The 25163-nt window shown below is 59.1% G+C and carries 22 protein-coding genes and 4 pseudogenes; 1 reads left to right on the forward strand and 25 read right to left on the reverse strand.

The window, feature by feature from the left end; genetic code table 11:
* Positions 1-22: 22 nt before the first annotated feature.
* The 24 genes and pseudogenes from EN845_RS32870 to queC form a co-directional block, all read right to left on the reverse strand.
* On the reverse strand, positions 23-466 hold the full coding sequence (locus EN845_RS32870; RefSeq protein WP_245454719.1) for a DUF269 domain-containing protein: 444 nt from the start codon (positions 464-466) through the stop codon (positions 23-25).
* 325 nt (positions 467-791) lie between these two features.
* Complete coding sequence (locus EN845_RS32875; RefSeq protein ID WP_127308808.1) at positions 792-1949, reverse strand: TlpA disulfide reductase family protein; 1158 nt, start codon at positions 1947-1949, stop codon at positions 792-794.
* Positions 1950-2547: 598 nt separating this feature from the next.
* Positions 2548-3561 carry a 1-aminocyclopropane-1-carboxylate deaminase gene (locus tag EN845_RS32880; RefSeq protein WP_024505903.1) on the reverse strand — a complete coding sequence of 338 codons (1014 nt, stop codon included), beginning with the start codon at positions 3559-3561 and terminating at the stop codon, positions 2548-2550.
* Positions 3562-3935: 374 nt separating this feature from the next.
* Complete coding sequence (locus EN845_RS36855; protein ID WP_348629439.1) at positions 3936-4217, reverse strand: exopolysaccharide production repressor protein; 282 nt, start codon at positions 4215-4217, stop codon at positions 3936-3938.
* A pseudogene (gene fdxB / locus EN845_RS32890) lies at positions 4214-4529 on the reverse strand (ferredoxin III, nif-specific). The gene EN845_RS36855 and the pseudogene fdxB overlap by 4 nt, the downstream one beginning before the upstream one ends.
* The gene (locus EN845_RS32895) at positions 4526-4684 is read right to left on the reverse strand and encodes a CCE_0567 family metalloprotein (RefSeq protein ID WP_245478087.1); all 159 of its coding nucleotides are present in this window, start codon (positions 4682-4684) and stop codon (positions 4526-4528) included. Before EN845_RS32895 ends, fdxB begins: the two are co-directional and overlap by 4 nt.
* A gap of 90 nt (positions 4685-4774) precedes the next feature.
* Positions 4775-5218 carry a DUF269 domain-containing protein gene (locus EN845_RS32900; protein WP_245454719.1) on the reverse strand — a complete coding sequence of 148 codons (444 nt, stop codon included), beginning with the start codon at positions 5216-5218 and terminating at the stop codon, positions 4775-4777.
* Positions 5219-5538: 320 nt separating this feature from the next.
* Complete coding sequence (locus EN845_RS32905) at positions 5539-6684, reverse strand: TlpA disulfide reductase family protein (RefSeq protein ID WP_127308807.1); 1146 nt, start codon at positions 6682-6684, stop codon at positions 5539-5541.
* A 272-nt stretch (positions 6685-6956) separates the two neighbouring features.
* Complete coding sequence (locus EN845_RS32910) at positions 6957-7334, reverse strand: hypothetical protein (protein WP_024505270.1); 378 nt, start codon at positions 7332-7334, stop codon at positions 6957-6959.
* 13 nt (positions 7335-7347) lie between these two features.
* Positions 7348-8646: a SidA/IucD/PvdA family monooxygenase gene (locus EN845_RS32915; RefSeq protein ID WP_063169368.1), complete on the reverse strand. Its 1299-nt coding sequence runs from the start codon at positions 8644-8646 to the stop codon at positions 7348-7350.
* Between the two features lie 842 nt (positions 8647-9488).
* Complete coding sequence (locus EN845_RS32920) at positions 9489-10361, reverse strand: universal stress protein (protein ID WP_127230841.1); 873 nt, start codon at positions 10359-10361, stop codon at positions 9489-9491.
* Between the two features lie 95 nt (positions 10362-10456).
* Positions 10457-11161, reverse strand: coding sequence for a response regulator transcription factor (locus EN845_RS32925; RefSeq protein ID WP_245465747.1), 705 nt, complete (start codon positions 11159-11161; stop codon positions 10457-10459).
* Between the two features lie 107 nt (positions 11162-11268).
* Positions 11269-11748 (reverse strand): NifX-associated nitrogen fixation protein, encoded by a 480-nt coding sequence (locus tag EN845_RS32930; RefSeq protein ID WP_127308803.1) that lies wholly within the window; start codon positions 11746-11748, stop codon positions 11269-11271.
* Positions 11749-11764: 16 nt separating this feature from the next.
* Positions 11765-12262: a nitrogen fixation protein NifX gene (gene nifX, locus EN845_RS32935; RefSeq protein WP_126097324.1), complete on the reverse strand. Its 498-nt coding sequence runs from the start codon at positions 12260-12262 to the stop codon at positions 11765-11767.
* On the reverse strand, positions 12259-13611 hold the full coding sequence (gene nifN, locus EN845_RS32940; RefSeq protein WP_126104986.1) for a nitrogenase iron-molybdenum cofactor biosynthesis protein NifN: 1353 nt from the start codon (positions 13609-13611) through the stop codon (positions 12259-12261). Before nifN ends, nifX begins: the two co-directional genes overlap by 4 nt.
* Positions 13612-13619: 8 nt before the next feature.
* Complete coding sequence (gene nifE / locus EN845_RS32945; RefSeq protein ID WP_095489376.1) at positions 13620-15095, reverse strand: nitrogenase iron-molybdenum cofactor biosynthesis protein NifE; 1476 nt, start codon at positions 15093-15095, stop codon at positions 13620-13622.
* A gap of 61 nt (positions 15096-15156) precedes the next feature.
* Positions 15157-16698: a nitrogenase molybdenum-iron protein subunit beta gene (gene nifK, locus EN845_RS32950; RefSeq protein ID WP_024505263.1), complete on the reverse strand. Its 1542-nt coding sequence runs from the start codon at positions 16696-16698 to the stop codon at positions 15157-15159.
* Positions 16699-16827: 129 nt separating this feature from the next.
* Entirely contained in the window at positions 16828-18330 is a 1503-nt protein-coding gene (gene nifD / locus EN845_RS32955) for a nitrogenase molybdenum-iron protein alpha chain (RefSeq protein ID WP_024505262.1), read from the reverse strand.
* Positions 18331-18417: 87 nt separating this feature from the next.
* Positions 18418-19311: a nitrogenase iron protein gene (gene nifH, locus EN845_RS32960; protein ID WP_024505261.1), complete on the reverse strand. Its 894-nt coding sequence runs from the start codon at positions 19309-19311 to the stop codon at positions 18418-18420.
* Positions 19312-20361: 1050 nt separating this feature from the next.
* Positions 20362-20558, reverse strand: a pseudogene (locus EN845_RS36455) (7-carboxy-7-deazaguanine synthase QueE); the annotation flags it as partial.
* A gap of 160 nt (positions 20559-20718) precedes the next feature.
* Positions 20719-21471: a carbonic anhydrase gene (locus EN845_RS32970; protein WP_127308802.1), complete on the reverse strand. Its 753-nt coding sequence runs from the start codon at positions 21469-21471 to the stop codon at positions 20719-20721.
* A gap of 770 nt (positions 21472-22241) precedes the next feature.
* Positions 22242-22967 (reverse strand): 7-carboxy-7-deazaguanine synthase QueE, encoded by a 726-nt coding sequence (gene queE, locus EN845_RS32975; RefSeq protein ID WP_164752747.1) that lies wholly within the window; start codon positions 22965-22967, stop codon positions 22242-22244.
* Positions 22968-22972: 5 nt separating this feature from the next.
* Entirely contained in the window at positions 22973-23329 is a 357-nt protein-coding gene (gene queD / locus EN845_RS32980; protein ID WP_024505258.1) for a 6-carboxytetrahydropterin synthase QueD, read from the reverse strand.
* Positions 23329-24027, reverse strand: coding sequence for a 7-cyano-7-deazaguanine synthase QueC (gene queC, locus EN845_RS32985; RefSeq protein ID WP_024505257.1), 699 nt, complete (start codon positions 24025-24027; stop codon positions 23329-23331). Before queC ends, queD begins: the two co-directional genes overlap by 1 nt.
* Positions 24028-24396: 369 nt before the next feature.
* Between queC and EN845_RS32990 the strand changes: the two are divergent.
* Positions 24397-24538 (forward strand): annotated as a pseudogene (locus EN845_RS32990) (transposase); the annotation flags it as partial.
* Here EN845_RS32990 and EN845_RS32995 read toward each other — a convergent pair.
* Positions 24536-25163, reverse strand: a pseudogene (locus tag EN845_RS32995) (integrase core domain-containing protein); the annotation flags it as partial. The pseudogenes EN845_RS32990 and EN845_RS32995 sit on opposite strands and share 3 nt — an antisense overlap.

Consider the following 25163-nt stretch of genomic DNA (forward strand, 5'->3'; position numbering starts at 1 on the left):
TGTTGATGCGCTCCATCTCGGGCTAGGCTTCAATGGCTGCAGTCGCATCGTCGACCAGTTTCGTACCGGCCTCAGCAAGTTTGCGGAAAGTCTCGAAGCCGAACCGGTGGACGTCTCGACAGAACGCCCAACCGCCGGAAGCCCCCACGGGTTTCATTTCTATTGTCGGCGACGTCGACACGCCGGAGCGCTCCTCGATCGCAAGCGCTACGGCGGTGTAAAACATGTCGAGCCTCCACAGCGCGTCAGGATCGGGATCGCCGCCAAAGGGTACCGCACGTTGCTGTTGCTTGGTGATGATGAACTCGGCCAGCAGCTCGGCATCCGAATGGCCTTCCCATAAGCCGAAGGAATCCTGAGTACGAATGAGCCGCAGGAGGCATTTTACGAACGGGGAAGCAAGGGCCTCGTCGTCCTTGTGGACAGCAGGGCCAACCGGTTCATGAGGAATTTCGCTTTTCCCCAATTTCAGTACTCCTCTTGAAGGACGATCTCTTTTTCTGCGATGTGTGGTTCGGGCGCTTGCGTGGGCGGGGAATGGCTTGGGCGAGCCGATCCCACGCAACAGTGTCCCGTGGCCGACCTCGACATGTCCACGAGTGCGAGACCTGCGGCGCGAATTCGCGGCGCACATCGTCTGCGCCGCGATCCGACCGGTGGTCAACGCAATTGAAATCCAACCTGCCGCAAGCCGCCGCCCTGCTGCATCGACATACTTGCTGCGCAGAGAGCCTCGATGGGCGGATTGGCCAGTGTTCAATTCCAATTGTCAGTCCCTTCGCGATTCTTGCTCAGGAAGTGACTGCGTTTTGAGTTTCGGGTGCCTTCTTTTGCGGAGCCACACAAAGATCCGCGTGACAGGCAGGCTCACCCGTGTAGTTGGCCAGTGCTTCGAGCAATGGGGTAAGATAGTACTGTTTGGTGTGGTCCGGAATTGGCCCCAGCCGGTCCACCGATTTCAGTGCCACCTCGATCAACTCGATTGCGCGATCTTTGTTGCCGCTCTCGTAATAATACTGAGCTACCGGGAGGTACCGGAGGTATTTAAACGGGCCATCGCCGTTCGGGGGATTGAGTGCCAGTATCTGTTCCGAGAGCTCGTTGCCCATCGCAAAGCGCTCCGCGCGCGGAAGATGGGAATTGTCCATCGTGGGATCGAAGAGTTGGTTGAGGGCCAAGGCCATCCACGACACCGCGTCGGACGTTTTGTCGATCGCGTCCTCGACCAATTCTCGCATGACTGGCATGCCGGTCTTGATGTCGCGCAGCTTGTGAAGCAGAAGATCCGCATGAATCTGCCGGAACTCACAAGAGTCTGGCATCAAGGCGAGGCCTTCTTCGATGGCCAAGAGCGCCGCCGTCCAATCCTCGGCCTGCATCGCCGGCTCAAGTTTGGCGTATATCGGCCCGGTAAGCGACATTTCGCGCGCTGCAAGTTGGTTATGCGCGATGCGCTTTGCATCGGCGGCTTTCGCTTCATAGCTGCTGCGCCAGCTGCCGTTAAGGACTTTCGGCAAAACGTCATCGAGTTCCGCCGGGTGGCCGATAAAAGCGATGTGGCCGTCGCGGTCGACCACGAACGAGGTGGGAATCCCAATCGAAGAGCTGGGATCCATCCAGAGCTTGTTCATTTCGCCAATGTAATCGAACCCGATACGATAATTCAGATTCGGGAACTTCTCGGTCAGCCAGGCATCCACGTTGGTCCGCGCCTCGTCTGCGGTAGGACCCTGTTCGCAGGCGGCAACTCCGACCGCCTCAAATCCGCTGCCTTCATATTTCTCCTGCAGTTCGATCAAATGGGGCATGGCGTCGACACATGGTCCGCACCAAGTCGCCCAAAACTCAACGAGGTAGACCTTGCCGGGCCGAAAGTTCGTGAGGGGCTCGCCACGCAGCCAGTTCTCCACTTTGATCGCAGGAGCCGGGGACCCCATACGCAGTTCCATCTTGGTGTCCAAAGTCATTCCACACCTTTCGTCTCTTTTGTCGCGGAATATTTTCCAGTCAAAATCGGACACGGTCTCGAGGGCATCGCTCCCTCTGGCTTGCTTCAGCGAAGCTCTCACCGTGTTGCCGCACATCAAGCTGCAACGGAGGTGCCAATTCCCTCAGCTCCGGTAAGCGGCGGGAAATGCTTTGAAATTCTCCACGAGGCCAAATGCGGCCGATTGTCGTGAACCCGACATGTCTTCTGCCGCTGTCGGGTTTCGCCCTATCACTCTTGAGAGCTTGGACGGCTCGCCTGTGATTAGACTGGCCTCGGTCCTCGAGCAGTGGCAGTTTGGCGCCATTCGAAAGCGCGAACTCGCCGGCTTGGTCCTCGTGCCGCCACCGCCGCGTGTGGATTCTTGCCCCGGAGTCAAAATTCGCCTCGCGGTTGCCAACGGCGGCATGCGCTCAATGCGCGTGGCGTTGAGCCCCGACAGCACGTAATGGTACCAATTAGTGGATGCCCGTCGCTGCCTCCACTTCTCCAGCCAAGCGCTCGAACGACGCTACCTACCCACGTTCGAGCGCGACCGCGGAATCGCAGACTGCCGAACGTCAGCCGTTGCGAAAGGTGTAGCCGTACCCGTTGATCGCCGGCGCGCCGCCTAGATGTGCGTAGAGGACCCTCGATCCCTGTGGAAAGAAGCCCCTCTGGACGAGGTCGATCATCCCTTGCATCGATTTGCCCTCGTAAACCGGGTCCGTAATCATGCCCTCGAGCCGCGCGCACAAACGGATTGCCTCTTTGGTTTCCTCCGATGGAACGCCATAACCCGGGTACGCGTAGTCCATGAACAACACCACGTCTGCCTCGACAATTTCCGCTCCGAGGTGGACGAGCTTCGCTGTATTTTGGGCGATGCCAAGCACCTGCGCCTTGGTCTTGGCGGGCATGGCGGAGGCATCGATACCGATCACGTTGCGCTGTCGACCATCCTTGGCGAACCCGACGAGCATGCCGCCGTGGGTTGAACCAGTCACCGTACAGACGACGATATAGTCGAAGGCAAACCCAAGCTGCTCTTCCTGGGCACGCACCTCCTCAGCGAACCCCACATAGCCCAGGCCGCCGTATTTGTGGACAGAGGCGCCGGCAGGTATCGCATATGGCCTGCCGCCCCTTGCCTTGACTTCATAAAGTGCCTTTTCCCAGCTGCGGCGGATGCCGATGTCAAAGCCCTCGTCAACCAGGCGCACCTCTGCCCCCATGATGCGGCTCAAGAGGATATTGCCGACCCGGTCGTAGACAGCATCATCATGTGGGACCCAGCTCTCCTGGACCAGGAGGCATTTCATGCCGATCTTGGCGGCGACCGCAGCGACCATGCGCGTATGGTTGGACTGCACGCCACCGATTGTGACGAGCGTATCGGCATCTGACGCGATCGCGTCGGGCACAATGTATTCGAGCTTGCGCAGCTTGTTTCCGCCGAACGCGAGACCGGAGTTGCAGTCCTCGCGTTTGACGTAGATTTCCACCTTGTCGCCCAGATGCTTGCCGAGGCGGTCGAGCCTCTCGATCGGCGTGGGTCCAAAGGTGAGCGGATAACGTTCGAATTTTTCCAGCATGCTATCTCCAGCAAAAAAGTACCTGAACCGGCTACGCACCGGTCAGCCCAGGGGTATGTGTGATCAAAGACACCCGTCTTTCGAAGCGGGTGCACCGAGTTTGTCATTGCGACAAGCACACCGCATCCAGCGTGCTGCGATGACTCTTATGTCCCTAATCGACCAACCACCCGCATCTCCCGGCCTAAGGACACCGAATGTGGTCGCGTGTTAGCCGAACACAGATTCCCTATACGATCAGCTCAGTCATCAGAGGGTGACCAAAATTGGTGTGGGTCTGAGCACTGATCCTGTCATCCGCGCATCAAAGCAGCAGCACATGCTGGGCATTCGACCAAGCCGGGACACAGCTGAAAATTGCATTCCGCAGTTGATCAGAGTGAGACGACTGGTACCCGAGCTTTCCTGTAACCATCGGCATGCTGGCCCCTGTGGCGAGTTCCACGAGCGCGGCTAGAGGACTGCCAGATCAGAAAGGGCACGCGGCCGAAGTAGCCGGCCTGAAGCAGCAGCGAACAGGCCAGCGTCGTGACGACTGCCACACGGGTGCGAATCCAAAGCGAAGTAAACCATCGACGCATTGCTGTACAGGACCAGCCCCACGAGCCGACAAAAAGATGAAGTGGACGCCGCTCCCCTGGTTTTCGCCAGATCATGTTGCGAGCTCGTCGGCCGCAACATGCGTCTGGCAGTTCTTGGGGCAGACGCGGCCGCAGGCTCCGCAGCCTATGCAGCGGCCGGCATCATCGACAACCATGATCATGCGATTGAGCTTGCCGTCGAAATCGTCGTCCTCGTCATCGCAGGGGCGAGGATTTCACCCGCATCATCAACGCCGTGAAGATGCATGACATCGCGCGAGCAGACCTTGAAACAACGGCAGCAGCCGATGCAGGTTTGCTATCGATGGAGGTCAGGTACGACGGCATCCAAATGGAGCCGTCACGGGTGGTGAATGTGCGCATCATCCTAAATTCTTCATTGAAGCGAGTTCTCTCTTGGCAACATCCAACTCGGCATTAACGGCTTGGGTTTTCTCGGCGACTTCCTGTATGTCGGCCCACTTGCCCGGCAGACCCTCGACGAGGTCCTGCAATGCCATCTTGGCAATAGCTGCACGCAACTGGAGCTTTCAGACTTTTTTCCTCATCCTATCTAGGTCTGACATAGATCCTTCCTGGAACAATGGTTTCTTGATGCGCTCCATCTCGGGCTAGGCTTCAATGGCTGCAGTCGCATCGTCGACCAGTTTCGTACCGGCCTCAGCAAGTTTGCGGAAAGTCTCGAAGCCGAACCGGTGGACGTCTCGACAGAACGCCCAACCGCCGGAAGCCCCCACGGGTTTCATTTCTATTGTCGGCGACGTCGACACGCCGGAGCGCTCCTCGATCGCAAGCGCTACGGCGGTGTAAAACATGTCGAGCCTCCACAGCGCGTCAGGATCGGGATCGCCGCCAAAGGGTACCGCACGTTGCTGTTGCTTGGTGATGATGAACTCGGCCAGCAGCTCGGCATCCGAATGGCCTTCCCATAAGCCGAAGGAATCCTGAGTACGAATGAGCCGCAGGAGGCATTTTACGAACGGGGAAGCAAGGGCCTCGTCGTCCTTGTGGACAGCAGGGCCAACCGGTTCATGAGGAATTTCGCTTTTCCCCAATTTCAGTACTCCTCTTGAAGGACGATCTCTTTTTCTGCGATGTGTGGTTCGGGCGCTTGCGTGGGCGGGGAATGGCTTGGGCGAGCCGATCCCACGCAACAGTGTCCCGTGGCCGACCTCGAGCACGTCCACCAGTGCGAGACCTTTCACCGCGGCGCGAACGCCTGCGCCGCGGTTCGACCCGAGGTAAACGCAATGGAAATTCCACCTGCCGCAAGCCGCGCACTTTTGCGGCATCGACGTTATTGCTGCGAAGTGCGCCTGGGCGGGCGGATTTGCCGGTGTTCAATTCCAATTGTCATGCCCTTCGCGATCCTTGCTCAGGAAGTGACAGCGTTTTGAGTTTCGGAAGTCTTGTTTTGCGGAGCCACACAGAGACCCGCGTGACAGGCAGGCTCACCCGTGTAGTTGGCCAGGGCTTGGAGCAACGAGGTGAGGTAGCGCTGTTTGGTTTGGTCCGGCGCTGGCTCCGAATGGTCCAGCGATTTGATTGCCACCTCGATCAACTCGATCGCCCGGTCCTTGTTGCCGCTCTCGTAATAATACTGAGCGACCGGAAAGTAACACCCGAATTTAAAGTCTCCATCGCCTTGCGGAGGATTAAGTTCCAGGATCTGTTCGGAGAGCTCCTTGCCCATCGCAAAGCGATCATCATGCGGAAGATGGGAGTTGTCGATCGTGGGATGGAAGAGTTGGTTCAGCGCCATCACCACCCAAGACATCGCTTCGAACTTTTTGTTGATCGCGTCCTCGACCAATTCGCGCATAAGCGGCAAGCCGGTTTTGATGTCGCGCAGCTTGTGAAGCAGAATATCCGCATGAACCCGCCGAAAATCAAAAGAGTCTGGCATCACGGCGAGGCCTTCTTCGATGGCCAATAGTGCCGCTGCCCAATCCTCGTCCTGCATCGCCTGCCCAAGTTTGGCGTATATCGGCTGACTCAGCGACGATTCGCGCACACGCGAGATTCGCTTTGCATCGACGGCTTTCGCTTCATAGCTGCTGCGCCAGCTGCCGTTAAGGACTTTCGGCAAAACGTCATCGAGAGGTGCCGGGTGGCCGATATAAGCGATGTGGCCGTCGCGGTCGACCACGAACGAGGTGGGAATCCCGAACGAAGAGCTGGGTTCCAGCCAGAGCTTTTTCATTTCGCCAGTGCAATCGAACGCTGTCCGATAATTCAGATTCGGGAACTTCTCGGTCAGCCAGGCATCCACGTTGGTCCGCGCTTCGTCCGCGGTTGCAGCCTTTTCGCAAGCTGCGACTCCGATAATCTCAAATCCGCTGTCTTTATATTTCTCCTGCAGTTCGATCAAATGGGGCATGGCGTGGACACATGGTCGGCACCAAGTCGCCCAAAATTCAACGAGGTAGACCTTGCCGGGCCGAAGGCTCGTGAGGGGCTCGCCACGCAGCCAGTTCTCCACTTTCAGCGCAGGAGCCGGGGACCCCATACGCAGTTCCATCTTGGTGTCCAAAGTCATTCCATACCTTTCGTCTCTTTTGTCGCGGAATATTTTCCAGTCAAAATCGGACACGGTCTCGAGGGCATTGCTCCCTCTCGCTTGCTTCAGCGGAGCTCTCACCGTGTTGCCGCACATCAAGCACGGCAAAGGGCATGCCAACCCTTCTTAGCTTCGGCAAGCGCCGGTACCGCCTTGAATAAGCGAGCCCTAACATGGCCAGCTGACGTTAACCTGAATGTCGGCTTTCGACGGCTCACCTTAGCGGCTGCCGTTTAGGAAGGTGAGAGTTTGGCTGGCCCGCTGGCGATAAGACCGGCTTCGGCGTCCTGGAGCAGTCGCACTTCGGCGATGGGGTCGAAAGTGCGGGAGAGGCTCGGTACCCTTGCAGCCACCGCCGCATGTGGCCCGGCGTCATAATTCGCGTCGCGGTTGCCAACGGCGGCGTTGGGCTCGATCCACGTGGCGTTGAGCCCGACAGCACGTAAAGCTGCATCGTGATTGAATGCCCTTTGCTGTTTCACGCCAAGCAGGAGTCGCGCGACGCTACCTTGCTCAAGCGCGAGCAGAGCGATCTGACGCCGTAGGAATATTGCTCGTCCCGCTTTTGCCGCCAGAGGCGGAAATCTTTCCTGAATGCCACCGCCGATCATCAATATCGACGAATCATATCCCGCTGCCCATTTGTTCGACTCCGAGGTCGGGCCAGCACTCCGTCAAGGGACGGTTGATGAACCCTAGATGCTCGGGATTGGCGCATGGCGCGCGCCGCAGAAGGCTGTCAAGGATGCGGCGCGCTCGCCAGGCCAGCAGCCCAAAGTTCGGATCAGCCAGCCCGCGCTGTCCAAGGCAGGCGTTCTGAACGAAAAGGCGTCGGTCTCGCGGTCCGTCCCAGTACACCGAAAAATCCTCGCCGATGGCGAGCTCATTGCCGATCTGTTCGAGGCGATCTGCGATCGGTTCTAGGAAACCCGGCAGCGGTTTCTCGTACCCGGTGGCCAGGATGACGATATCGGCGGTTACTTCTCCGATGTTGTCCAAGCCGCGTTGCAGCGTGAGCCTGTGCCCTGCTCCGGCATTGATGCAGCGCGACACGTTGCAACTTGGCCGCAATGTGATCTCGCATTGGTGTGGCTCGAGAAAGGCGTGGTGGTAGAGCGCCTGATAGACCGCGCGCAACTTGCTTTCTGAAATGCCCTCGGAGGCAAGCGCGAAACGCCGCAGGAACAGCTGTCGATGCACCTCGCTCATCGCAGCAAAACGATCCGAGAAGCATGGCGTGAACAGCCCGTTTGTGAACGCGTGGTCGTCGAAAGGCATCTCGCGCGTCAAGACCCATGTGATCGCCGCGGGCCGCCGTTCTTTCGGCCGGCCGACAAGGTGCAGTAGCAGCTCGGCTCCCGACTGTCCGCCGCCAACAACGCAGACATGCTTTTTTTGCACCTCAGGATTGATGTGGGCCAACTCAGATGAGTGGAACAGGTTGGGTCCAGTCCAGCCATGAAACTGAGGCGGAATTTGCGCCTGCTTGCCTATGTCGATGACGAGGTTTCTTGCATCAAGGACCGCGTTGTCCGTCCGCACGCGAAACTCGCCGTCAAAGCGGATTTCGCGAACGGCCTCGCCGCCACGGACAAGCGGATTCTTCTGGAACGCCCAGTTGAGATATTGGGCGAACTCGGCTCTAAGCACCCCGTGAAATTGCGCATTGAGGAAATTGTAAAGACGCCCGTTCTCGTGGAGGTAGTTTACGAATGTGTAGGCTGATCGCGGATTGACCAGAGTAACCAGATCCTGGAAGTGGCCGACCTGGAGCTCCGCGCAATCGAAAGCGCTGCCTGGATGTCCTCGGAAATCGACCTCCCGGTCCAGGAACAGTGCCCCTTGCGCAATCTCTTCCTGTATCTGACACGCAAGGCTCAAATTAGATGGTCCAGCACCCACACCAATACAAAAGAGGTCCACTTATCCTTACTCCTCTAGGAGTGTTTTCCAACTCAGCGGCATGTTGACGTCGATCGCCGGGCATTGAGCAATGCGAACCTCACAGGCATGCTTGAGCCGCGGTCCCGACTGAGAGGACAGCAAAAGCGTGTGCCGCCTTCCAGGTCTTGGGCTCAATGTCGGCGGCATCGACAGCGGCGCGGCGTGATCCGAACCCAAGAGCAGAAGGAAAGTGTGTGATGCTGTCGCGCGGCTCTTCCGGATCTTACGGCGGCTTCTAGCGCCGGCCTCCACCCCAGGAGTGGCTGTTTCCCTGCCACGACGGAAGCGGCTCTTTCTTTCGAGGGGCGTAACCATGGATAACGGCTCTTAATGCTTTCGGAGACTCCCATGCATGCGGCGTGCCGGATAAAGACCTGTCAAACCAACGAGTTCGCGCAGTTCCAGCTCGTCTGGAATCCGACATTGTCGCACGCCCGACGATCGGGCAGGGGAAGCTCCGCGGCAGCGGCCCTTGCACACCGCAGGCTGACAGGGACAGCCGCCGATTTGACGCGCGTCCGGGTACTGATAAGGGGCCTTCCAACAGGGTTCGCGCACGAGGCGGGGTCTCCTGGTACACCCGCCCTGTGGCTTGGCTGCGGTCTGCTGCAGCCGTTCGTCTTTACTGCCCGTTGCGGACGATCTCGCACGAGTTGGTTCACGAGAGCGTCGTGAAGCAGTCGAGGCGTCCGGTTTGGCTCTGACAAGCGTCGCAAGATGTTCGCGGATCCAGCCATGTCTCCGCAATCCGACCGGTAACCGACGACGACTTCGGACTGGTTGGCGGTCCTACGACCTGATCGGTGTTCCTACGGAGCTGATCAGCGAGCCAAAAACAGCGGCAATGTGGTCTTCCCAAAGCTCCAGCTCGGCGGACCGCCGAAAATCCGCTCACGCAGCCCACGGCTGCCATAAGCACCCATAACCATCATGTCAGCACAGATGTCGTTCGCGTGCTGGGTCAGCACTGTGCCCGCCGATTTGCCGGCGCTCTTAAGCAGGTCAACGGAGACCCGAGCACCGTGCCGAGTAAGATAGGCAGCGATGTCAGCTCCAGACTGCGCGCCTTTCCCGTTGTTTTGCGCCTTTGGATCGACCATAGCGACACAGACTTCCCTGGCAGCGGATAGGATACTAAGAGCTTCCCGAACCGCACGCGAGGCCTCTACACGCGAATCCCAGCCGACCAGCACGCGTCGAGGCGACAGCGTCGCCTTAACGCCCTTCGGCACGATGAGCACCGGCTTTCCGCTATCGAACAAGCAGCCGTTGACAACAGGAGGTCCGAGAGTCTCATCGTTGAGGAGGTCTCCTCCAACGATCGTCAGGTCAGCGCAGAGCGCCCGCTGTCGTGCCACTTCACCGAGGCTAGCCGGATCGCAATAGTCGGTGTCAACGTCACAGGAAAGCGACATAGCTTTCAGCCTTTTGAGGATATCCGCGGACCGTCTTTCCATTCTGGTCACGTCCTGTGAAAATTTCTCGATTTGCTGAAATCGATAGTTCGGTACTGCAATTGCCTGTGCACGTCCTGTATTCCATTCGGGGGGCGGAGACGACATCAAGAGCAATGGAGGCGGTATAATGAGTACCGATAGGTGCGCGCCGACCTCGGCACACAGTCCGGCAGCTGTTGTGAGGTCCTCATCAGAATGATCAGCACCCGTCACACTGAATATGCTTTTAAATTCCATTTGCCTGCTTCTCCTGGTCTTCGTTAGGAGCGCCTCAAAGCGGCAACACCGCTCTCCGGAGGAAGAGAGAGCGGCACCACGTTCGATCACCGATTTCAGTCGTCCGGCTTCTCGAGCGAGTAGCCGGCCGACCTGACGGTGCGGATGACGCTGCCGGGCAAGGCCGTTTTCAGCGCCCTCCTGATTCGACTGATATGGACATCGACGGTGCGTGCACCGACATGAATGTTGGGCAGCCAGGCCGCCCCGATAAGCTCGTCCCGGCTGAAGACCTTGCCGGGGGCCTCAATCATAAGCCGCAGCACGTTGAAATCGATCCGTCCGAGATGGATGTCGTGGCCATTACCGCGAACCCGATGGGCATCGAGCTTCATCTCCAGGCCTCCACAACAAATCCAACTGTCGTTTTCAACCCCGTTCGGACCACGCTTGGTCAGCCCGAGCCTCGCCCGCAGGCAGTCGAGCAGCTTGGCCGGAGCCACCGGCCGCACAAAGCTCTCAACGCCTGCCTTCAAGAGATCGAGGTGCTGGTGCTCGGCGCCAGGCGCGATCAGGGCGATGATAGGCAGGTCGGTGGTGCGCGGTTCCCGCTTGAGTTGGGCGCAAATTGCGGACCCGTTTATGCTGGCTGGGTCGCAATCCAGCACTACGGCCTGAAGCTCCCGTTGTTCGGCCAAGGCCAGCGCAGCCTTCGCGCCGTCTGCCGTCTCACTGCTGAAACCGTCAACCTCCAGTATGTGGCTGTAGAGCAGATAGAACTCGGCATCTTGCGAGCAGATCAGGACCAGCGGCTTCTTCATCGGCGATACCCCAACAACCTGGTCGGCCTCGAGTCCCTGGATCGAGGGGACTGGCCAACATAGTTTCTCGGGTCCGTCATGATGGCCTTTCTCGAAAATCGCGCCCATCATGCCAGCGCCACGTGGGGAAAGGTTTCGATGACTGAAATCGCATCGTCGACCAGCTTCGTACCGGCCGTGGCGAGCTTCAGGAGCGTCTCGAAGCCAAACCGGTGGACATCGCGCAGCGTTTTGGACAGAACGACCAGCCGTCCGGTCGTGAAAAGCACCCGACCAAAACCCTCATGGCTCACCTGGATCATCGGCGATGCCATAAGGCCGCAGCGCTCCTCGATCGCAAGCCCGATGGCGGCGTAGTACTTGTCGAGCCTCCACAGCACGTCGGGATCGGGATCTCCGATGATTGGGATCCCTCGGCGCTGATCCTTGGTAATGATGAAGTCGCCCAGCAGCTCAGCGTCCGCTTTGCGTTCCCACGAGCCATAGGAATCCTGAGAACGGATCAGCCGCACGAGGCATTTGACGAACGGGGTGCAAAGAGCCGCCTCGTCTTCGGCGACAGCTGGGGGGATTGCGGGGTCAGGCATTGGCGTCCTCCTCTTTTCAGTCCTCGTCCTCGAAGGACGGTTTCTTTTCGGCAATGCCCGCTCGCGCCAGCACCTTGCGCAGCCAAGGCGGAGGACACGTCCTGAGCATCATCTGCGTGCGCAAGAGCACCTGTGGGATCGATTGGGGCTCCGCCACTTTGATCGGGTGGATTTTTGCCGCGACAAGCTTGGCTGCCGAAGGGCCGCCAATTGCCAGACAAAACAGGATCTGACAGCCCTTGAGCGCATCCACCTTTGGCGTGATGCGATCATCGCGCTCGGCCCGATGCTCCCCGCTTTCATCGGACACGTCATCGAAGGCCACGGCTTCTACGAGATTCCATTCCTCGCGCGTCACGTCGTAGACAGCAAAGCGCCTGGCCGACCCGAAATGGGCGTTGAGGTCCTGCATGTCCTGAGTGGCGATCGCAACGCGCAATGCGCCCTTACGTCGTTCAGGCATCGGGGCGAAAACCTCATTACTGACCAGCGAGAGGCGGCGAACAGCGTTCATCGTGATATTTCTCGATTACGGAGTGGATCAAGCGCCTCAGGAGTGGGCGCGTGTTGGTTGGCCTGGAAGATGCTGGCGACCTCGAAGATCATGTCGCGGGTGCCCTGATAGAGAATTGCGAGCTTGTGCTGGCTGCCTAGTCGATCGAAGACCGGGAACCCGATGCGCATGAGCGGAATTCCGAGCCGCTCCGATGCTTGGCGCCCGTGCGAATGCGTGACAAGCAGGTCAGCACCGACGGCAAGACTTTCCAGATCGCCGAGATCGCCGATCTGAACCGAAACCGCCGGGACTTTCTTGAGAATTTTAGACCTGTCGGTCGTTGTGACGGCCGCGGCTATCTCGGAGCCGAGACCAGCAAAGAAGGTTGCAAGTTGGAACAGCTGGTCTGGTTCGGCAGCGATGGCAATTTTCTTGCCGCCGAAATGGAAATGTCCGTCGAGCATCGCGTCCTGCAATTGCGCCCGGCGCCGGCGCACGCGGGCCGGTACCGCCGCGCCCGAAATCGAAGACAGCAGCGACACGAAGCGGTCCGTGTCCTGCAGCCCAGTCAGTGACTGGAACAACACGTAAGGCACGCCGGTCAACCCGAGCAGCGCTTTCGCCGGGCGGCGCATGTGCTCACCGATGGCGATGCATCGCATGGCCGTACCCAACTCGCGAATGTCTTCGACGCTGGTGCCGCCGTATGTGGTCGCTACCCAGCGGTCAGGAACCGTACCGTCGAGCGAGCCTGAAATGTCGGGCAGAATAACCGGCTTGAGCCCAAAGCTTTCAACCATGTCCCGCATATGCTCGATGTCGGCGACAGAGAGGTTGCATCCGGGCAGGATTGCGATCTTCTTCGGGTGCCGCGCCCGTTCGCCCGAGCGCGTAATCCCTTCGATCATTGCGGTGACTGCCTTGGCCCAGCCCTCTTCGATCGCGCCGTCAAAATCCGGCGTGTTGGCCAGCACGACCTCCGTACCCGCAAGCTGTTGCGTGTGCTTCCGCATGATGTTGGCAATATCACCCGCGCAATCTTCGCCACGCGTCTCCACCAGCGCGGTCGTGCACACTCCGATCAGCGTTGGCTTCGTGCGGTTCTTGAGGTTGAGGATCGCCTCTTCCAGATGGTCGGCTGCGCCGAGGATGGTCGCCACCTCATCCATCGCCGTAGTCTGCAAGGGAATCGCTTCTTTGAAGTGCCGCACGAAGAGAACGAGCGCAAAGCTTGTGCAGCCTTGGCTGCCGTGGAACAGCGGCATCGCACCGTCGACGCCAAGAAAGGCAAAGGCGGCACCCAGCGGCTGCGACGACTTCAGCGGGTTGACTGCCGCCGATTTGCTCTGGGGAAGGATGCGGGCCATCGGTCGCCTCAACACTCGTGTGCCGTCGCGCAGGCGAATTCATCAAACAGGTACGCGGTCTCGTTCCTCGTGCACGGCAATTCGCCTATCAGCTCAGGCTGGCAATCCCACGGGGCCGGCTGGCGCACCTGAGACCAGATCGGATTGTGAATGGCGAGGTCAATCTGGCGTACGAGTTCCACCATGCCGTCATAGCCGGCATAAGGATGCTGGCGCTCCTGGTTGATATCGAGCCAGGGCGTCTTGGCCTTGAGCGCAATGAATTGCGTGCGACCGCCCGACAGCATGATATCGGCCCTGTGTTCAGAGAGCATGGCGTACAGCTCGCTCGCAGCCATGGATTCGAACATGTGCTTGTCGTGCTTGAGAACTTGTTTGATGCGCTCCTTGTCCTGCACCGTAGATTTCTTGATCGAGGTGCCGACGATCTCGATTCCGATCTCCATCAGCGCATGGACAACCGACCAGGACTTCACACCGCCTGTGTTGAGCAGCACGCGCTTGCCTTGGAGCCTTTGCCGGTAGGATTCGAGTTTCTTCCACGCGATCGCCTCCTGCTGCGCGATCAGCGTCTCTGTGCGCTCGAGGATCTCCGGATCGGCGCCCTTCCTCACCAGCAGCCTGACAAGGTTTCGAAGAGCTTGCGATGTGTCGGAGATGCCATAGAAGGAGCCCTCGAAGAACGGGATGTCCCAGCGCTCCTCCATCTTGCGGGCAAGACTGATCAGCGCGGTCGAGCACACCATCATTGCCGCCCGGGCGCGGTGCGCGGAAGCAATGTCGCGGTAACGCGCATCGCCGGGAATGCAGGCGCGCACCCGGATCCCGAGCCGATCGAGGAGCGGCTTTACAAGCCAGAATTCGCCCGAGAGGTTGAATTCGCCAAGGATGTTGATGTCGTAGGGTCCGGGGTCGTCGGGTTCGACCGTGCCGATGACATGATCGAGCAACGCCTCGGCGGCGAGCTTATTGCCGAGGTTCTTGGAGCCTGCCAGGCCAGGCGCATTGATCGGCACCACGGCCAAACCGAACTTTTCCGTGGCGCGTTTGCACACGGCCTCGATGTCGTCACCGATCAGCGCCGTTACGCAAGTCGAGTAGACGAAGATCGCCGGCGGCGCGTATGTGTGCTTGATCTCGCGGATCGCCTTGAAGAGTTTCCGCTCGCCCTGCCCCATCACAAGGTCGAGTTCGGTGAGGTCGGTCGTGAAGCTTGTCCGCCACAAGGTCGGCCCTGACGAAACCGCACCACGGTTGTCCCAAGAATTGCCCTCGCAGGCGAGCGGCGCATGGACCAGATGCGCAACGTCGGTGATCGGCTGCAGGACGATCTTGGCTCCGTCAAAGGCGCAGCCGCCGGCTGCCGCCCCTGGTGTCAGCGACTTCGAGCAGCCCTCCTTGCGCGCCTTGGCATCTTTGCCACGGTTCTTATCGCAGGCGGGCTCATCGAAGGCGTCCTTGATTTTGGCGCTGAGGGAGGACATTGCTCAGCCTCCCCAGTCCATTGGGCAAGGAATGGCCTCGGCGAAAAGCCGGCCACGGCTCTTAGCGCGTGAGGTCATAGGAATAATCCGTCACACCCGTCTCGCTCGTCTCGCGATCGAGTTTGTCGAAGATCTTGTCGAGGATCGTCGTCAGCACGCGCAACGCGCCCTGGTAGCCAAAGAGCGCAAAGCGGTGATGATGGTGCCGATCGAAAATCGGAAACATCAGCCGGATCAGCGGTGTTCCGGTGTCGCGCTCCAGGTACTTGCCGTAGGAATTGCCGATCAAAAGGTCCACCGGCTCGGTAAAGAGCAGTGAGCGCAGCGCCCACAGGTCCTTGCCCGCCCAAACCTGGGCAGCCTTGCCGAAAGGCGAGGATGCTAGCAGCTTCTTCAAATCGGCTTCCCATGCCGAGGTGCCATTGGTGGCGAGGCAATGGGTTGGCTCGCCGCCGGTCTCCATGACAAAGCGGGCCATTGCGTGAACGAAGTCGGGATCACCGTAGATGGCGTATTTCTTACCATGCAACCAGGATTGGCTGTCCGCCATGGCGTCTACCAGTCGGCCGCGCTCGAGGCGAATTGCCTCGGGAATCTCCTTGCCGGAAATCGCCGCGACCTCCATCAGGAATTCGTCCGTCGCCTGAACGCCGAGCGGATAGTGGAACGAGGCCGTCGCCTGCCCGACCTCCTCGCAATAGCCCAGTGTCTTTCGGGTGTTGTGATGCTGCAGCGAAAGCGTTGCCTCGGCGTTGAGGGCCTTCTTCACCTCGTTGATCTTCGTGCCCCCGTCATACATGCGGTATTCACCGTCCGAAGGCGTATCGAACTGGTCAGAGGCATCCTGGATCAATGTATAGGACACGCCCATTACATCGAGCAGGCGCTTGAGCTCCCGGTTGTTGCCGACGCAGAAGCCGTCGAAGCCCGGAATGATGTTGATGGTTCCTTCGATTTGCGTACGCTCCTGACCTTTCCAGAAGTGCTCCAAAATGCCTTTGACCATGTTGTCATAGCCGTCGACATGACTGCCAACGAAGGCCGGGGTGTGGGCAAAGGGCACGTCGAAGTCGCGCGGGACTGAATCTTCGTCCTTGGCGTTCTGGATGAAGCTGTGCAGGTCGTCGCCAATGACCTCTGCCATACAGGTCGTCGACACGGCAATCATCTTGGGGTCGTAGAGCTGGTAGGTGTTGGCGAGCCCGTCGACCATGTTCTTCAGGCCGCCAAACACCGCCGCATCCTCGGTCATTGAGGAGGAGACCGCCGCGGCAGGCTCCTTGAAATGGCGCGACAGGTGCGAGCGGTAATAGGCGACGCAACCTTGGCTGCCGTGGACGAAGGACATGGTTCGCTCGAAGCCGGCGGCAGCGAATACCGCACCCAGCGGCTGGCAGGCCTTGGCCGGGTTCACGACAAGCGCTTTGCGGGCGAGGTTCTTTTCGCGGTATTCCCACGTCTGGGTGAAATCGCGCTGATCGGAAACGATTTCATCGGGGTGCGGACATTCGAAGTTTAGCTTCTTCTCAGCGAGCATCTTTCTGTATTCCGGCTCGCGGAACAGGGGAGCGTGATCGAGAATTTTTTCAGCCGACTGCGGCATGATGATTACCTCTTTTGCATCTGGCTGCGCGGGACGGCAGCTCAGGACGTCAAGACGTTCCAGGCTCCGGCGGATCAGAGGCCGCGGGAGTTCACCGTCTCAGTGGGAGACTGGGGCTGAAGCAAATGTTTATTCGGCAGCCATCGCCCGCTCATCGCCCCGGCTTCTTTTCCAAGGCGCGTGGAATAGGTCCCAGACCGGGTTGTTAATGGCGAGATCCACATCACGTGCGAAAATGGCAAAGCCATCGTAGCCGTGATACGGGCCTGAATAATCCCAGGAATGCATCTGGCGGAACGGTATGCCCATCTTCTGCACCGGGTATTTTTCTTTGATTCCCGAGCCGACCAGATTTGGGCGAATCCCTTCGATGAATTTCTCCAACTCATAGCCGGTCACGTCATCGTAGATCAGCGTGCCGTTCTTCACGTAGTGGCCGGTGCGCTGATAGTCGTCGCTGTGGGCGAATTCATAGCCGGTGCCCACGATGACCATGCCGAGGTCCTCGTAGGCCGTGACGACGTGGCGGGGGCGCAGGCCGCCCACATAGAGCATCACGGTATTTCCTTCCAGGCGCGACAGGTACTTGGCGATGACCGCATCAACAAGCGGCCTGTACTTGGCAATGACCTTTTCGGTCTTCTCCTCGATTTCCGGCCCAAAATGCTTGGCTATGTTGCGCAGAGAGGCTTCGATCTGGGAGGGACCGAAGAAATTGTACTCCATCCAGGCGACGCCATACTTTTCCTCCATATGCCGACAGATGTAATTCATCGACCGGTAGCAGTGGATAAGATTGAGCTTAGCCTTCGGGGCGCGCTCGATCTCTGCGAGTGTGGCGTCACCCGACCAGTTGCCAACCACGCGCAGCCCTATCTCCTCAAGCAGTATGCGCGAGGCCCAGGCATCGCCGCCGATATTGTAGTCGCCGATGACGTTGACGTCGTAGGGGCCGGCCTCGAACTTGACATCCTTTTTGTCGAAGACCCAATCCCGGATTGCATCATTGGCGATGTGGTGGCCAAGCGACTGCGAGACGCCGCGGAAGCCCTCGCAGCGTACCGGCACGATCGTCTTGTCATACTCCTTGGTCTTTTTGCGAGAAACGGCCTCGGTGTCATCGCCAATCAGGCCGATAGGGCATTCGGACTGCACGGTGATGCCGTTGTTGAGCGGAAACAAGACTTCAATCTCGTCAATGATCTGTTCCAGCTTCTTGTCGCCGCCGAAGACGATGTCCTTCTCCTGGAAATCGGAGGTGAACTGCATTGTCCCGAACGTGTCGACGCCCGTTGTACCGACGTAGTAGTTGCGGCGCTGCGACCAAGAATATTGGCCGCAGCCGACCGGGCCGTGCGAGATATGGACCATATCCTTGACTGGCCCCCACACCACGCCTTTCGAACCAGCATATGCACAGCCGCGAATCGTCATCACCCCGGGAATGGACTTGATGTTCGATTTGACGTCGCATTCGGAAAGGACCTCGCTTTCCCCGCCAGCCTCGTTGCCGCTCTTTGCGACGTTGAGGTGCTTCTTGCGGCGCTTCGCCGCCTTGTCGGGATAATGCGACAGCACCTCTTCGATAAGCTTCGCATGAAGAGCACCGTCATTCTCGTATTCCCGGCTCATGAGTCCCCCTTTCAAGGTTGGGTGACGCCTCAAAGAATAGGCGCCGTTCTCTGCAAGGCGCGCCGATTGATGGCAGCGCTAATGTCACTACTGGGCTGCCGCCTTCGCCGCTTCCTTGGAGTGAAGCTCGGCAAGCATCTGCTCGTCGGTCTTCATGATGCCGAAGTCGAGCAGCATCTCCTCCAGCTCCTCCATGGTGATCGGCGTCGGGATCGTACCCTGGCCCGAATTGGCGTGGATCTTCTCGGCCAGAGCGCGGTATTCCCCTGCCTGCTTTGAGTCCGGCGCGTACTGGATCACCGACATCTTCCTGAGTTCGGCATGTTGGACGATGTTGTCGCGGGGCACGAAGTGGATGAGCTTGGAATTCAATCGGCCAGCCAGTGCTTCGGCCAGATCGAGTTCGCGGTCGGTTTGACGTTCATTGCAGATCAGCCCGCCCAGCCGCACACCGCCCGAATGGGCATATTTGAGGATGCCCTTGGCGATGTTGTTGGCGGCATAGAGCGCCATCATCTCGCCGGACATGACGATATAGATCTCCTGGGCCTTGCCTTCGCGGATCGGCATGGCGAAGCCGCCGCATACCACGTCGCCGAGGACGTCATAGGAGACATAATCGACATCGTCATAAGCGCCATTCTCCTCGAGGAAATTGATCGAGGTGATGACGCCGCGGCCGGCGCAACCGACACCCGGCTCGGGGCCGCCGGACTCCACGCACTTGATGCCTCTGTAGCCCACCTTGAGCACGTCCTGGAGTTCGAGGTCTTCCACCGAACCTTCCTGTGCGGCGAGATCCAGGACGGTATCCTGAGCTTTCGAATTCAGGATCAAGCGTGTGGAATCGGCTTTGGGGTCGCATCCTACGATGAGGATTCTCTGCCCGAGGTCGACAAGGGCAGCGAGCGTATTTTGGGACGTGGTGGACTTGCCGATGCCGCCTTTTCCGTAAAAGGCGATCTGACGCAGACCTGACATAATAGCTTTCCTTCCTTCGTTCTAATCATCGCGACTGCCCGCGACACAAGTGCCGATAGGCAGCTCGTGCCGCCTCACACCAAGCATCGCAAAAAGCGTACCAGCGTGATCGGCCGATCCCAGAAGAAACTTTGTCATTAAATTCCAGCCGCTTAGATGGCGGCAAAACGCGCGAACGGGCCTTTCAGGCGTCTGTCACGGACACGACAAAGCCGACACAGATTGTCGTGCGCCATCCAAACCGCCGTGAGTCGAGCTCGAAGCGGGAGAATGGGGAAGTTAGCCCAAAGCTGATGGCGAGACCATCGGAAGACATCGGCTCTTGTCTTTCCAGCCTGCCATTGATCGGGCGGTCGCTGGATGAGCAGGAGCCTGGGGCTTGACCGCGGCGCGGGTAGTTCAGGCAGGCTCACAGAGCGGGAACGCCGGCGGCCGATAGACATCCGCGCTTAACCTTTCATAGCCCGTCTACAAGTTGGTTCCGCCGACGCGCTATATGGAAGCCAGATAATTCAGTAGCTTAGCCGAGAGCATTGATTTTTTCAGAAAGATACGTGTTATACGCGTACGAACCGCCGAACCCATGGTCGGCGCCCTCATGCGCGTGAGACCCCGTTGTGGGCGAGGCTCGCGACTGGCTGCACGATCCTAGCCGGCCTGCTTGCCATTGAGTTTGGTCCCGCCGCGGTAGGCTGCGGCATCAAGGGCAACATCAGCTACAACACTGGCAAGAAGATTATCACGTTCTTGGACAGGATCTTACTGGGAGACACGCATCAACAGGCGGGCGGGCAGGCTTCGAGAGGTTAGTGTCGCGGCAGCTTGCAGATCTGCCCACGGGGCCGCCACGATCGCAAAGTGTGTACAAAAGCGCCCTCTCTGCCGAACTGAACAGTGCTCACGGCCATAGCCTCGGATGAGCCCGACTGGCTTGACCTCTGCATGATGAGAGCAGCTTTTACACCAGGTGCGCAGCACATGTCTTTAACGAACGCATCGTCTTCAAGAATATAGAGAGCAATTCGGAAAACCGAGTAGTTGGCGGCGAAGCTAGGAGAAGGTATACACCACCCTCTTGTTACCCCAGAGTAGAACGTGCAGCTGCGGCAAGACGCGGGCTTCGAACCACCTGTCGCTGGTCACCTTTTCTACCAGCGATTCCATGCGCATCATATTCCGTCGGACTCGACAGAGACGTCTTCATTACCACGGCGGGGCGGCGTGTGATTGCCGGGTTGCAGACAAACCTCGCCGCGACGTCTTTGGGACGAGTGGTGTCGGCACCGAATCCCTATCATTTAGACTAGCCAGCTTGGGGAGCGCCGTCAGACCGCCAGACCGGAAGAGGAGGCTTCGCGCCAACTTGTGCCAAGAATGTTGGACCGTGCGGAACCGCTGGGGCGGCGCTCAACTCTGGCGCAGGATGAAGCGTCGATTGGGTGAATGAATAGGGCGCGCGTTCGACGGGTAGAGGGAGGCAAATCGCTGGATGTCTGCCGGATCAACGTCAACCGGTTCCATCGCCACCATCCACTCGACGTTTTCGGTGCACGGCGGCGTCGTCAGTGAGCCCTCATAAGTCCAATAGCCAAGCGAGGCTGGCAGAAGCCAGTTGGGATTCACCTCGTCGATCGTCACCTCCCCATTCGGCAGTTCGGGAAAGGCCGCAGCAAGGGCAGCAAAGCTGGCATTTGTCGCGCCGGGCGTTAAAAAGACGCCCAGCACGCCCAGAGTACCACTTTGCGTGTCCTTGTGAACGAAATGCACCTCCAACGGGAAGCTCTTGCCCGCCACGTGATGTTCGCTTGGCGCATGGAAATGGAACTGTACCAGTTCGTAGACACGATCGCCGCGGGTCAGCGTGCTGCCTTGTGGCATATTGATTTGAATGGTGTGGCCGTTGTTCACCATATTGCCGCCGCCCTTGTGCCAGCCGATGGCGATATGCGGGATATCCGCCTTGACCGCGCTGTTGATATTGATCGGCGATTGCTGCGTGCCGGCAGAGCATACGAAATTTTCCTTATCCAGATCAGCCCAGTGCTCCGGTCCGACCGGACCGGTGTACCCCCAATGGGCACTGGTCGCTTGGGCGGCTTGAACGCAAATCCGGCATGCGCCGAGCGCAACCAACCCTTTGATCAGGTGACGACGATACATATTACTTTTGCTCCTCTTGCGAACTGATGTTGGTGGCTGCCCTAATGGACGCGTGATGGCCAATCGGCGCGGCCAGTATTGTCCTTTGCAACTGATAGATGCCCGCATGCCTTGGCGTGCTTTCATAAGTGCGGCTGCCGTTTCTCGGCTGGCCGGCTTCTGCAGCCCGCAACGGGAGCAGTTTCAACCAGCTAAACGATAAAAAATTTGAGCAGACCAGCGCTTGACCCCCGCCGCAAAGGCACAGGCGAAGGTGATCACTGCGCGGCTGCCGTTCGCGCCGGAGGCCGCATCGCTATACTTTACACTCGCTGCCCAAGGAGACGCAGGCGACCCTAATACGTTTTCATCGCTACTCCCGACGCAGCCGACCCACGCCACGAAAACGTTGCTATATTTCACGTTGGGCCAGTGAGGAAATCGATCTTCTTTATGGAAGGCATTTGCGCAATGGATGCATTCCCATGCTGACAGTCGTGCGTCAGGCCGGACAATGAGATACATCGATAAGAGCTGGACAAGGATGAGGGGATGACGTGCTTGCGACGGAGCAGGTGGGGCGAGAAGGCCAGTTCTTGCGGATTTCAACTTTGCGTGACGACAGCTCATCGGAGTCAAGGTGACACACGCCGGCAGCGGGGTGTCCGGGCGGTTTCCAGCCGCACAATCGCGAGACCGCTGACGCGAACAAAGCTCGGCTGTACTCGGCACGCGAAGAGAGCCTGCCAAGCCGTTGGAGCCCGGCCTTCCGGTGCGACGCAAGCCGCAGACTAGACCGCCCTCTTGTTACCCCAAAGCAGAACGTGCAGCTGCGGCAACACGCGGGCTTCGAACCACCTGTCGCTAGTCACCCTTTCGACAAGCCATTCCATTCGCATCATTATTCCGTCCAAGTCGACAGAGGCGTCTTCACTGCCAGGGCGCGGCGGCGTGTGATTGCCGGGTTGCAGATAGATCGGAAGGTGCGGATATCTCGCCGCGACTTCTTTGGCGTAGGCATAGTCACTCTCGTCGAAAACGACGAGCTTGAGCACGATTTGCGGCTTCTCTTGCGCCGCTTCGAGGCATGCATCAAACGCAGCCCAACGGGTCGTCATCTCGCTGGACGGCGGCTTTGGGCTAAGGGTCAGCACGTCAAGATCCGCAAACCACTCCCTCACCACGGAACCCTGCGTTTCCAGTGCAAAACGATAGCCCTCGCGATGGCCGCGTTCTATGAGGGGACCGAACGGCTGAATGGCCGGGTTGCCGCCTGACAAGGAGACCATAACCGGCCTGCCGCCGGAAAGCGCATGGACGGTTTGCCACACGGCATCGATCGGCATCGGTAGCCATTCATGGCGATACTGATTGTCCACCGCGTGAAGGCTGTCGCACCATGAACAGCGATAATCACATCCGCCGGTTCTGATGAACACCGTCGGCAAGCCGATGAGCACGCCCTCGCCCTGGATAGTCGGCCCGAATATCTCGCTCACACGGATTGCGGGATGCATGTCGGTCACGGACGGTATTCCGCCCAAGTTTTCGGTGTTTCGCTAACGCGCACGGCCGCGGTCTGCGGCAGACGTGCCTTGCACCATTCATAGAAATGTCTGGCCAGGCATTCCGCCGTGACCTTCTCATGTCCCAGCACGTCGTTGAGGTGCCGATGGTCGAAGCTCTCGTCAATGTAGCGTTTGAGCGGCGCCAGATCGTGATAGTCGCGCACGAAGCCGTGGGCGTCCAGTTCCTTGGCCGACAGCTGCACTACGACGACATAGTTATGCCCGTGCAGGCGCGCGCATTGATGGTTGGGAGGCAAGGAGGTGAGCTGATGCGAGGCCGAGAAGTGGAATTCCTTGCTGATGTGGAACATTACGCGCGCCTCCTGCGCAGCGCCTCAAGCCAGAAATCGGCGTCCTCGTAGTCGGTGGGATCAGCGTGCCCGGCGAGATGGAACGCTTCGCGCCGCTCGACGCAGGTCCCGCATCGTCCGCAGTGACGCACGCCGCCCTTGTAACAGGACCAGGTCTCAGCAAACGGGGTGCCGTATCTTGCGCCATCCGCAACAATGTCAGCTTTTCTGAGATTCACATACGGTGCATAGAGGCGTATCTGCGCATAGCCGTCGAGCGCGCGGTCTTGCATTGTCTGGAAAGCTTCAATGAAGGCCGGACGGCAATCGGGATAGATGAAATGGTCCCCACCATGCACGGCCGCCGCCACCGCTTCGGCGCTGTGGGCGGCGGCGAGACCGAAGGCGATTGCCAACATGATGGCATTGCGGTTCGGCACCACCGTAATCTTCATCGTGTCTTCGGCGTAGTGGCCGTCCGGCACGTCGATACTGCTAGTCAGCGCTGAGCCGGAAAGGCCACGGCCAATTTCGCCGATGTCGATGATCTGGTGCGGGACCTTCAGTCGCTGCGCGCAAAGAGCGGCGAAGCCCAATTCCTTCCTGTGCCGTTGGCCATAGTCGAAAGATAGAAGGCCGGTGAGTTCGTGCTCCGCTGCCACCATGTGAGCAAGGGAAACGGAGTCCAATCCGCCAGAGCAGACGGCGAGAGTCTTCATCATTGGTATCCTTGTTTTGACCGGGTAAGGCTGCGACCGGAGATTTCTCTGCGCCCCCACTACTCCAGCGACTCAGTTTTGTGAACCGGGAGAATTTGCGCTCAGCCCGATTGGAACGGGAGTGCGTCGCGTCCAACACGCGTGATCAATAAAAGTTGAGCGCTTCAGCAGTTTGTTTCGCATCGCGCCAACTTTCGCAACCTGCTGTCCGATCGTCGACTTCGAGACAAGGTGATGTTCGGCCGACATCGGCTGGCTCTTAATTAAGCCGCAGAACACATGTTGGCTTTCTGGCCTTCGCTTGTGCGGTTGGCGAGGGCGACATGGATGCCAGCAAATTTGACATTGGCGACATCCGCCTGGAGAACCCTGCGCGGCGCGATTGAGGCCGCAGGCGAGCCTGCTCTACCTGCCGCCCTACAGTCCCGACTTCAATCCGATTGAGAACGCCTTCGCCCAACCTAAGGCGCTGCTGCGAGCAAAGGCCGAGATAACCATCAAGGCTCTATGGGACTGACGTTGCCCCAGCAGTTTTGAGTTCGTTTCCGGCGTGGGTTGTGCCCTGCTGGGCGGGTGAAGCGACGGGCGCTGGCGCGGAGCCTTTGGCATAGCGCAGCGCGAGCGACCGTCGCGGATTGAAGGTGCTGGCGAACTTGGCCGGGGTCTGCCAGGGGGGAGTGCGGCCGCGCGGTGTTGTAGTCGGCGTGCCACAGGGCGATGGCTACGCGCGCCTGAGCCAGCGAGGTGAACAGCGTCTCGTTGAGCAGTTCATCGCGCAGTCGGCCGTTGAAGCTCTCGATGAAGCCATTCTGCATCGGCTTGCCGGGCGCAATGTAATGCCATTCGACGCGGTTCTGATCCGCCCAGGAGAGGATGGCGTTCGAGGTGAACTCGCTGCCATTGTCGCTGACGATCATCCTGGGCCGGCCGCGCTGGTGATGAGCCGGTCCAATTCGCGGGCAACCCGCATGCCCGAGAGAGACGTATCAACGATGAGTGCCAGGCACTGTCTCGTGCAGTCGTCGACGACGGCCAGGATGCGGAAGCGGCGCCCGTCGGTGAGCTGGTCCGATACGAAGTCGAGCGACCAGCGCTCGTCGGGCCTCAGCGGCACCAGCATCGGCGCCCTGGTCCCG

Origin of the sequence: Mesorhizobium sp. M8A.F.Ca.ET.202.01.1.1 (genome assembly GCF_004791595.1) — a bacterium.
GTDB lineage: Bacteria > Pseudomonadota > Alphaproteobacteria > Rhizobiales > Rhizobiaceae > Mesorhizobium.

What these genes read in the sequence shown, in the direction of transcription:
- EN845_RS32875 (WP_127308808.1), bottom strand. Translation starts at nt 1,949, where the DNA reads ATGGAACTGCGTATGGGGTCCCCGGCTCCTGCGATCAAAGTGGAGAAC.
- EN845_RS32880 (WP_024505903.1), bottom strand. Translation starts at nt 3,561, where the DNA reads ATGCTGGAAAAATTCGAACGTTATCCGCTCACCTTTGGACCCACGCCG.
- EN845_RS36855 (WP_348629439.1), bottom strand. Translation starts at nt 4,217, where the DNA reads ATGATCTGGCGAAAACCAGGGGAGCGGCGTCCACTTCATCTTTTTGTC.
- EN845_RS32905 (WP_127308807.1), bottom strand. Translation starts at nt 6,684, where the DNA reads ATGGAACTGCGTATGGGGTCCCCGGCTCCTGCGCTGAAAGTGGAGAAC.
- EN845_RS32910 (WP_024505270.1), bottom strand. Translation starts at nt 7,334, where the DNA reads ATGATCGGCGGTGGCATTCAGGAAAGATTTCCGCCTCTGGCGGCAAAA.
- EN845_RS32920 (WP_127230841.1), bottom strand. Translation starts at nt 10,361, where the DNA reads ATGGAATTTAAAAGCATATTCAGTGTGACGGGTGCTGATCATTCTGAT.
- EN845_RS32925 (WP_245465747.1), bottom strand. Translation starts at nt 11,161, where the DNA reads ATGAAGAAGCCGCTGGTCCTGATCTGCTCGCAAGATGCCGAGTTCTAT.
- EN845_RS32930 (WP_127308803.1), bottom strand. Translation starts at nt 11,748, where the DNA reads ATGCCTGACCCCGCAATCCCCCCAGCTGTCGCCGAAGACGAGGCGGCT.
- nifX (WP_126097324.1), bottom strand. Translation starts at nt 12,262, where the DNA reads ATGAACGCTGTTCGCCGCCTCTCGCTGGTCAGTAATGAGGTTTTCGCC.
- nifN (WP_126104986.1), bottom strand. Translation starts at nt 13,611, where the DNA reads ATGGCCCGCATCCTTCCCCAGAGCAAATCGGCGGCAGTCAACCCGCTG.
- nifE (WP_095489376.1), bottom strand. Translation starts at nt 15,095, where the DNA reads ATGTCCTCCCTCAGCGCCAAAATCAAGGACGCCTTCGATGAGCCCGCC.
- nifK (WP_024505263.1), bottom strand. Translation starts at nt 16,698, where the DNA reads ATGCCGCAGTCGGCTGAAAAAATTCTCGATCACGCTCCCCTGTTCCGC.
- nifD (WP_024505262.1), bottom strand. Translation starts at nt 18,330, where the DNA reads ATGAGCCGGGAATACGAGAATGACGGTGCTCTTCATGCGAAGCTTATC.
- nifH (WP_024505261.1), bottom strand. Translation starts at nt 19,311, where the DNA reads ATGTCAGGTCTGCGTCAGATCGCCTTTTACGGAAAAGGCGGCATCGGC.
- EN845_RS32970 (WP_127308802.1), bottom strand. Translation starts at nt 21,471, where the DNA reads ATGTATCGTCGTCACCTGATCAAAGGGTTGGTTGCGCTCGGCGCATGC.
- queE (WP_164752747.1), bottom strand. Translation starts at nt 22,967, where the DNA reads ATGCATCCCGCAATCCGTGTGAGCGAGATATTCGGGCCGACTATCCAG.
- queD (WP_024505258.1), bottom strand. Translation starts at nt 23,329, where the DNA reads ATGTTCCACATCAGCAAGGAATTCCACTTCTCGGCCTCGCATCAGCTC.
- queC (WP_024505257.1), bottom strand. Translation starts at nt 24,027, where the DNA reads ATGAAGACTCTCGCCGTCTGCTCTGGCGGATTGGACTCCGTTTCCCTT.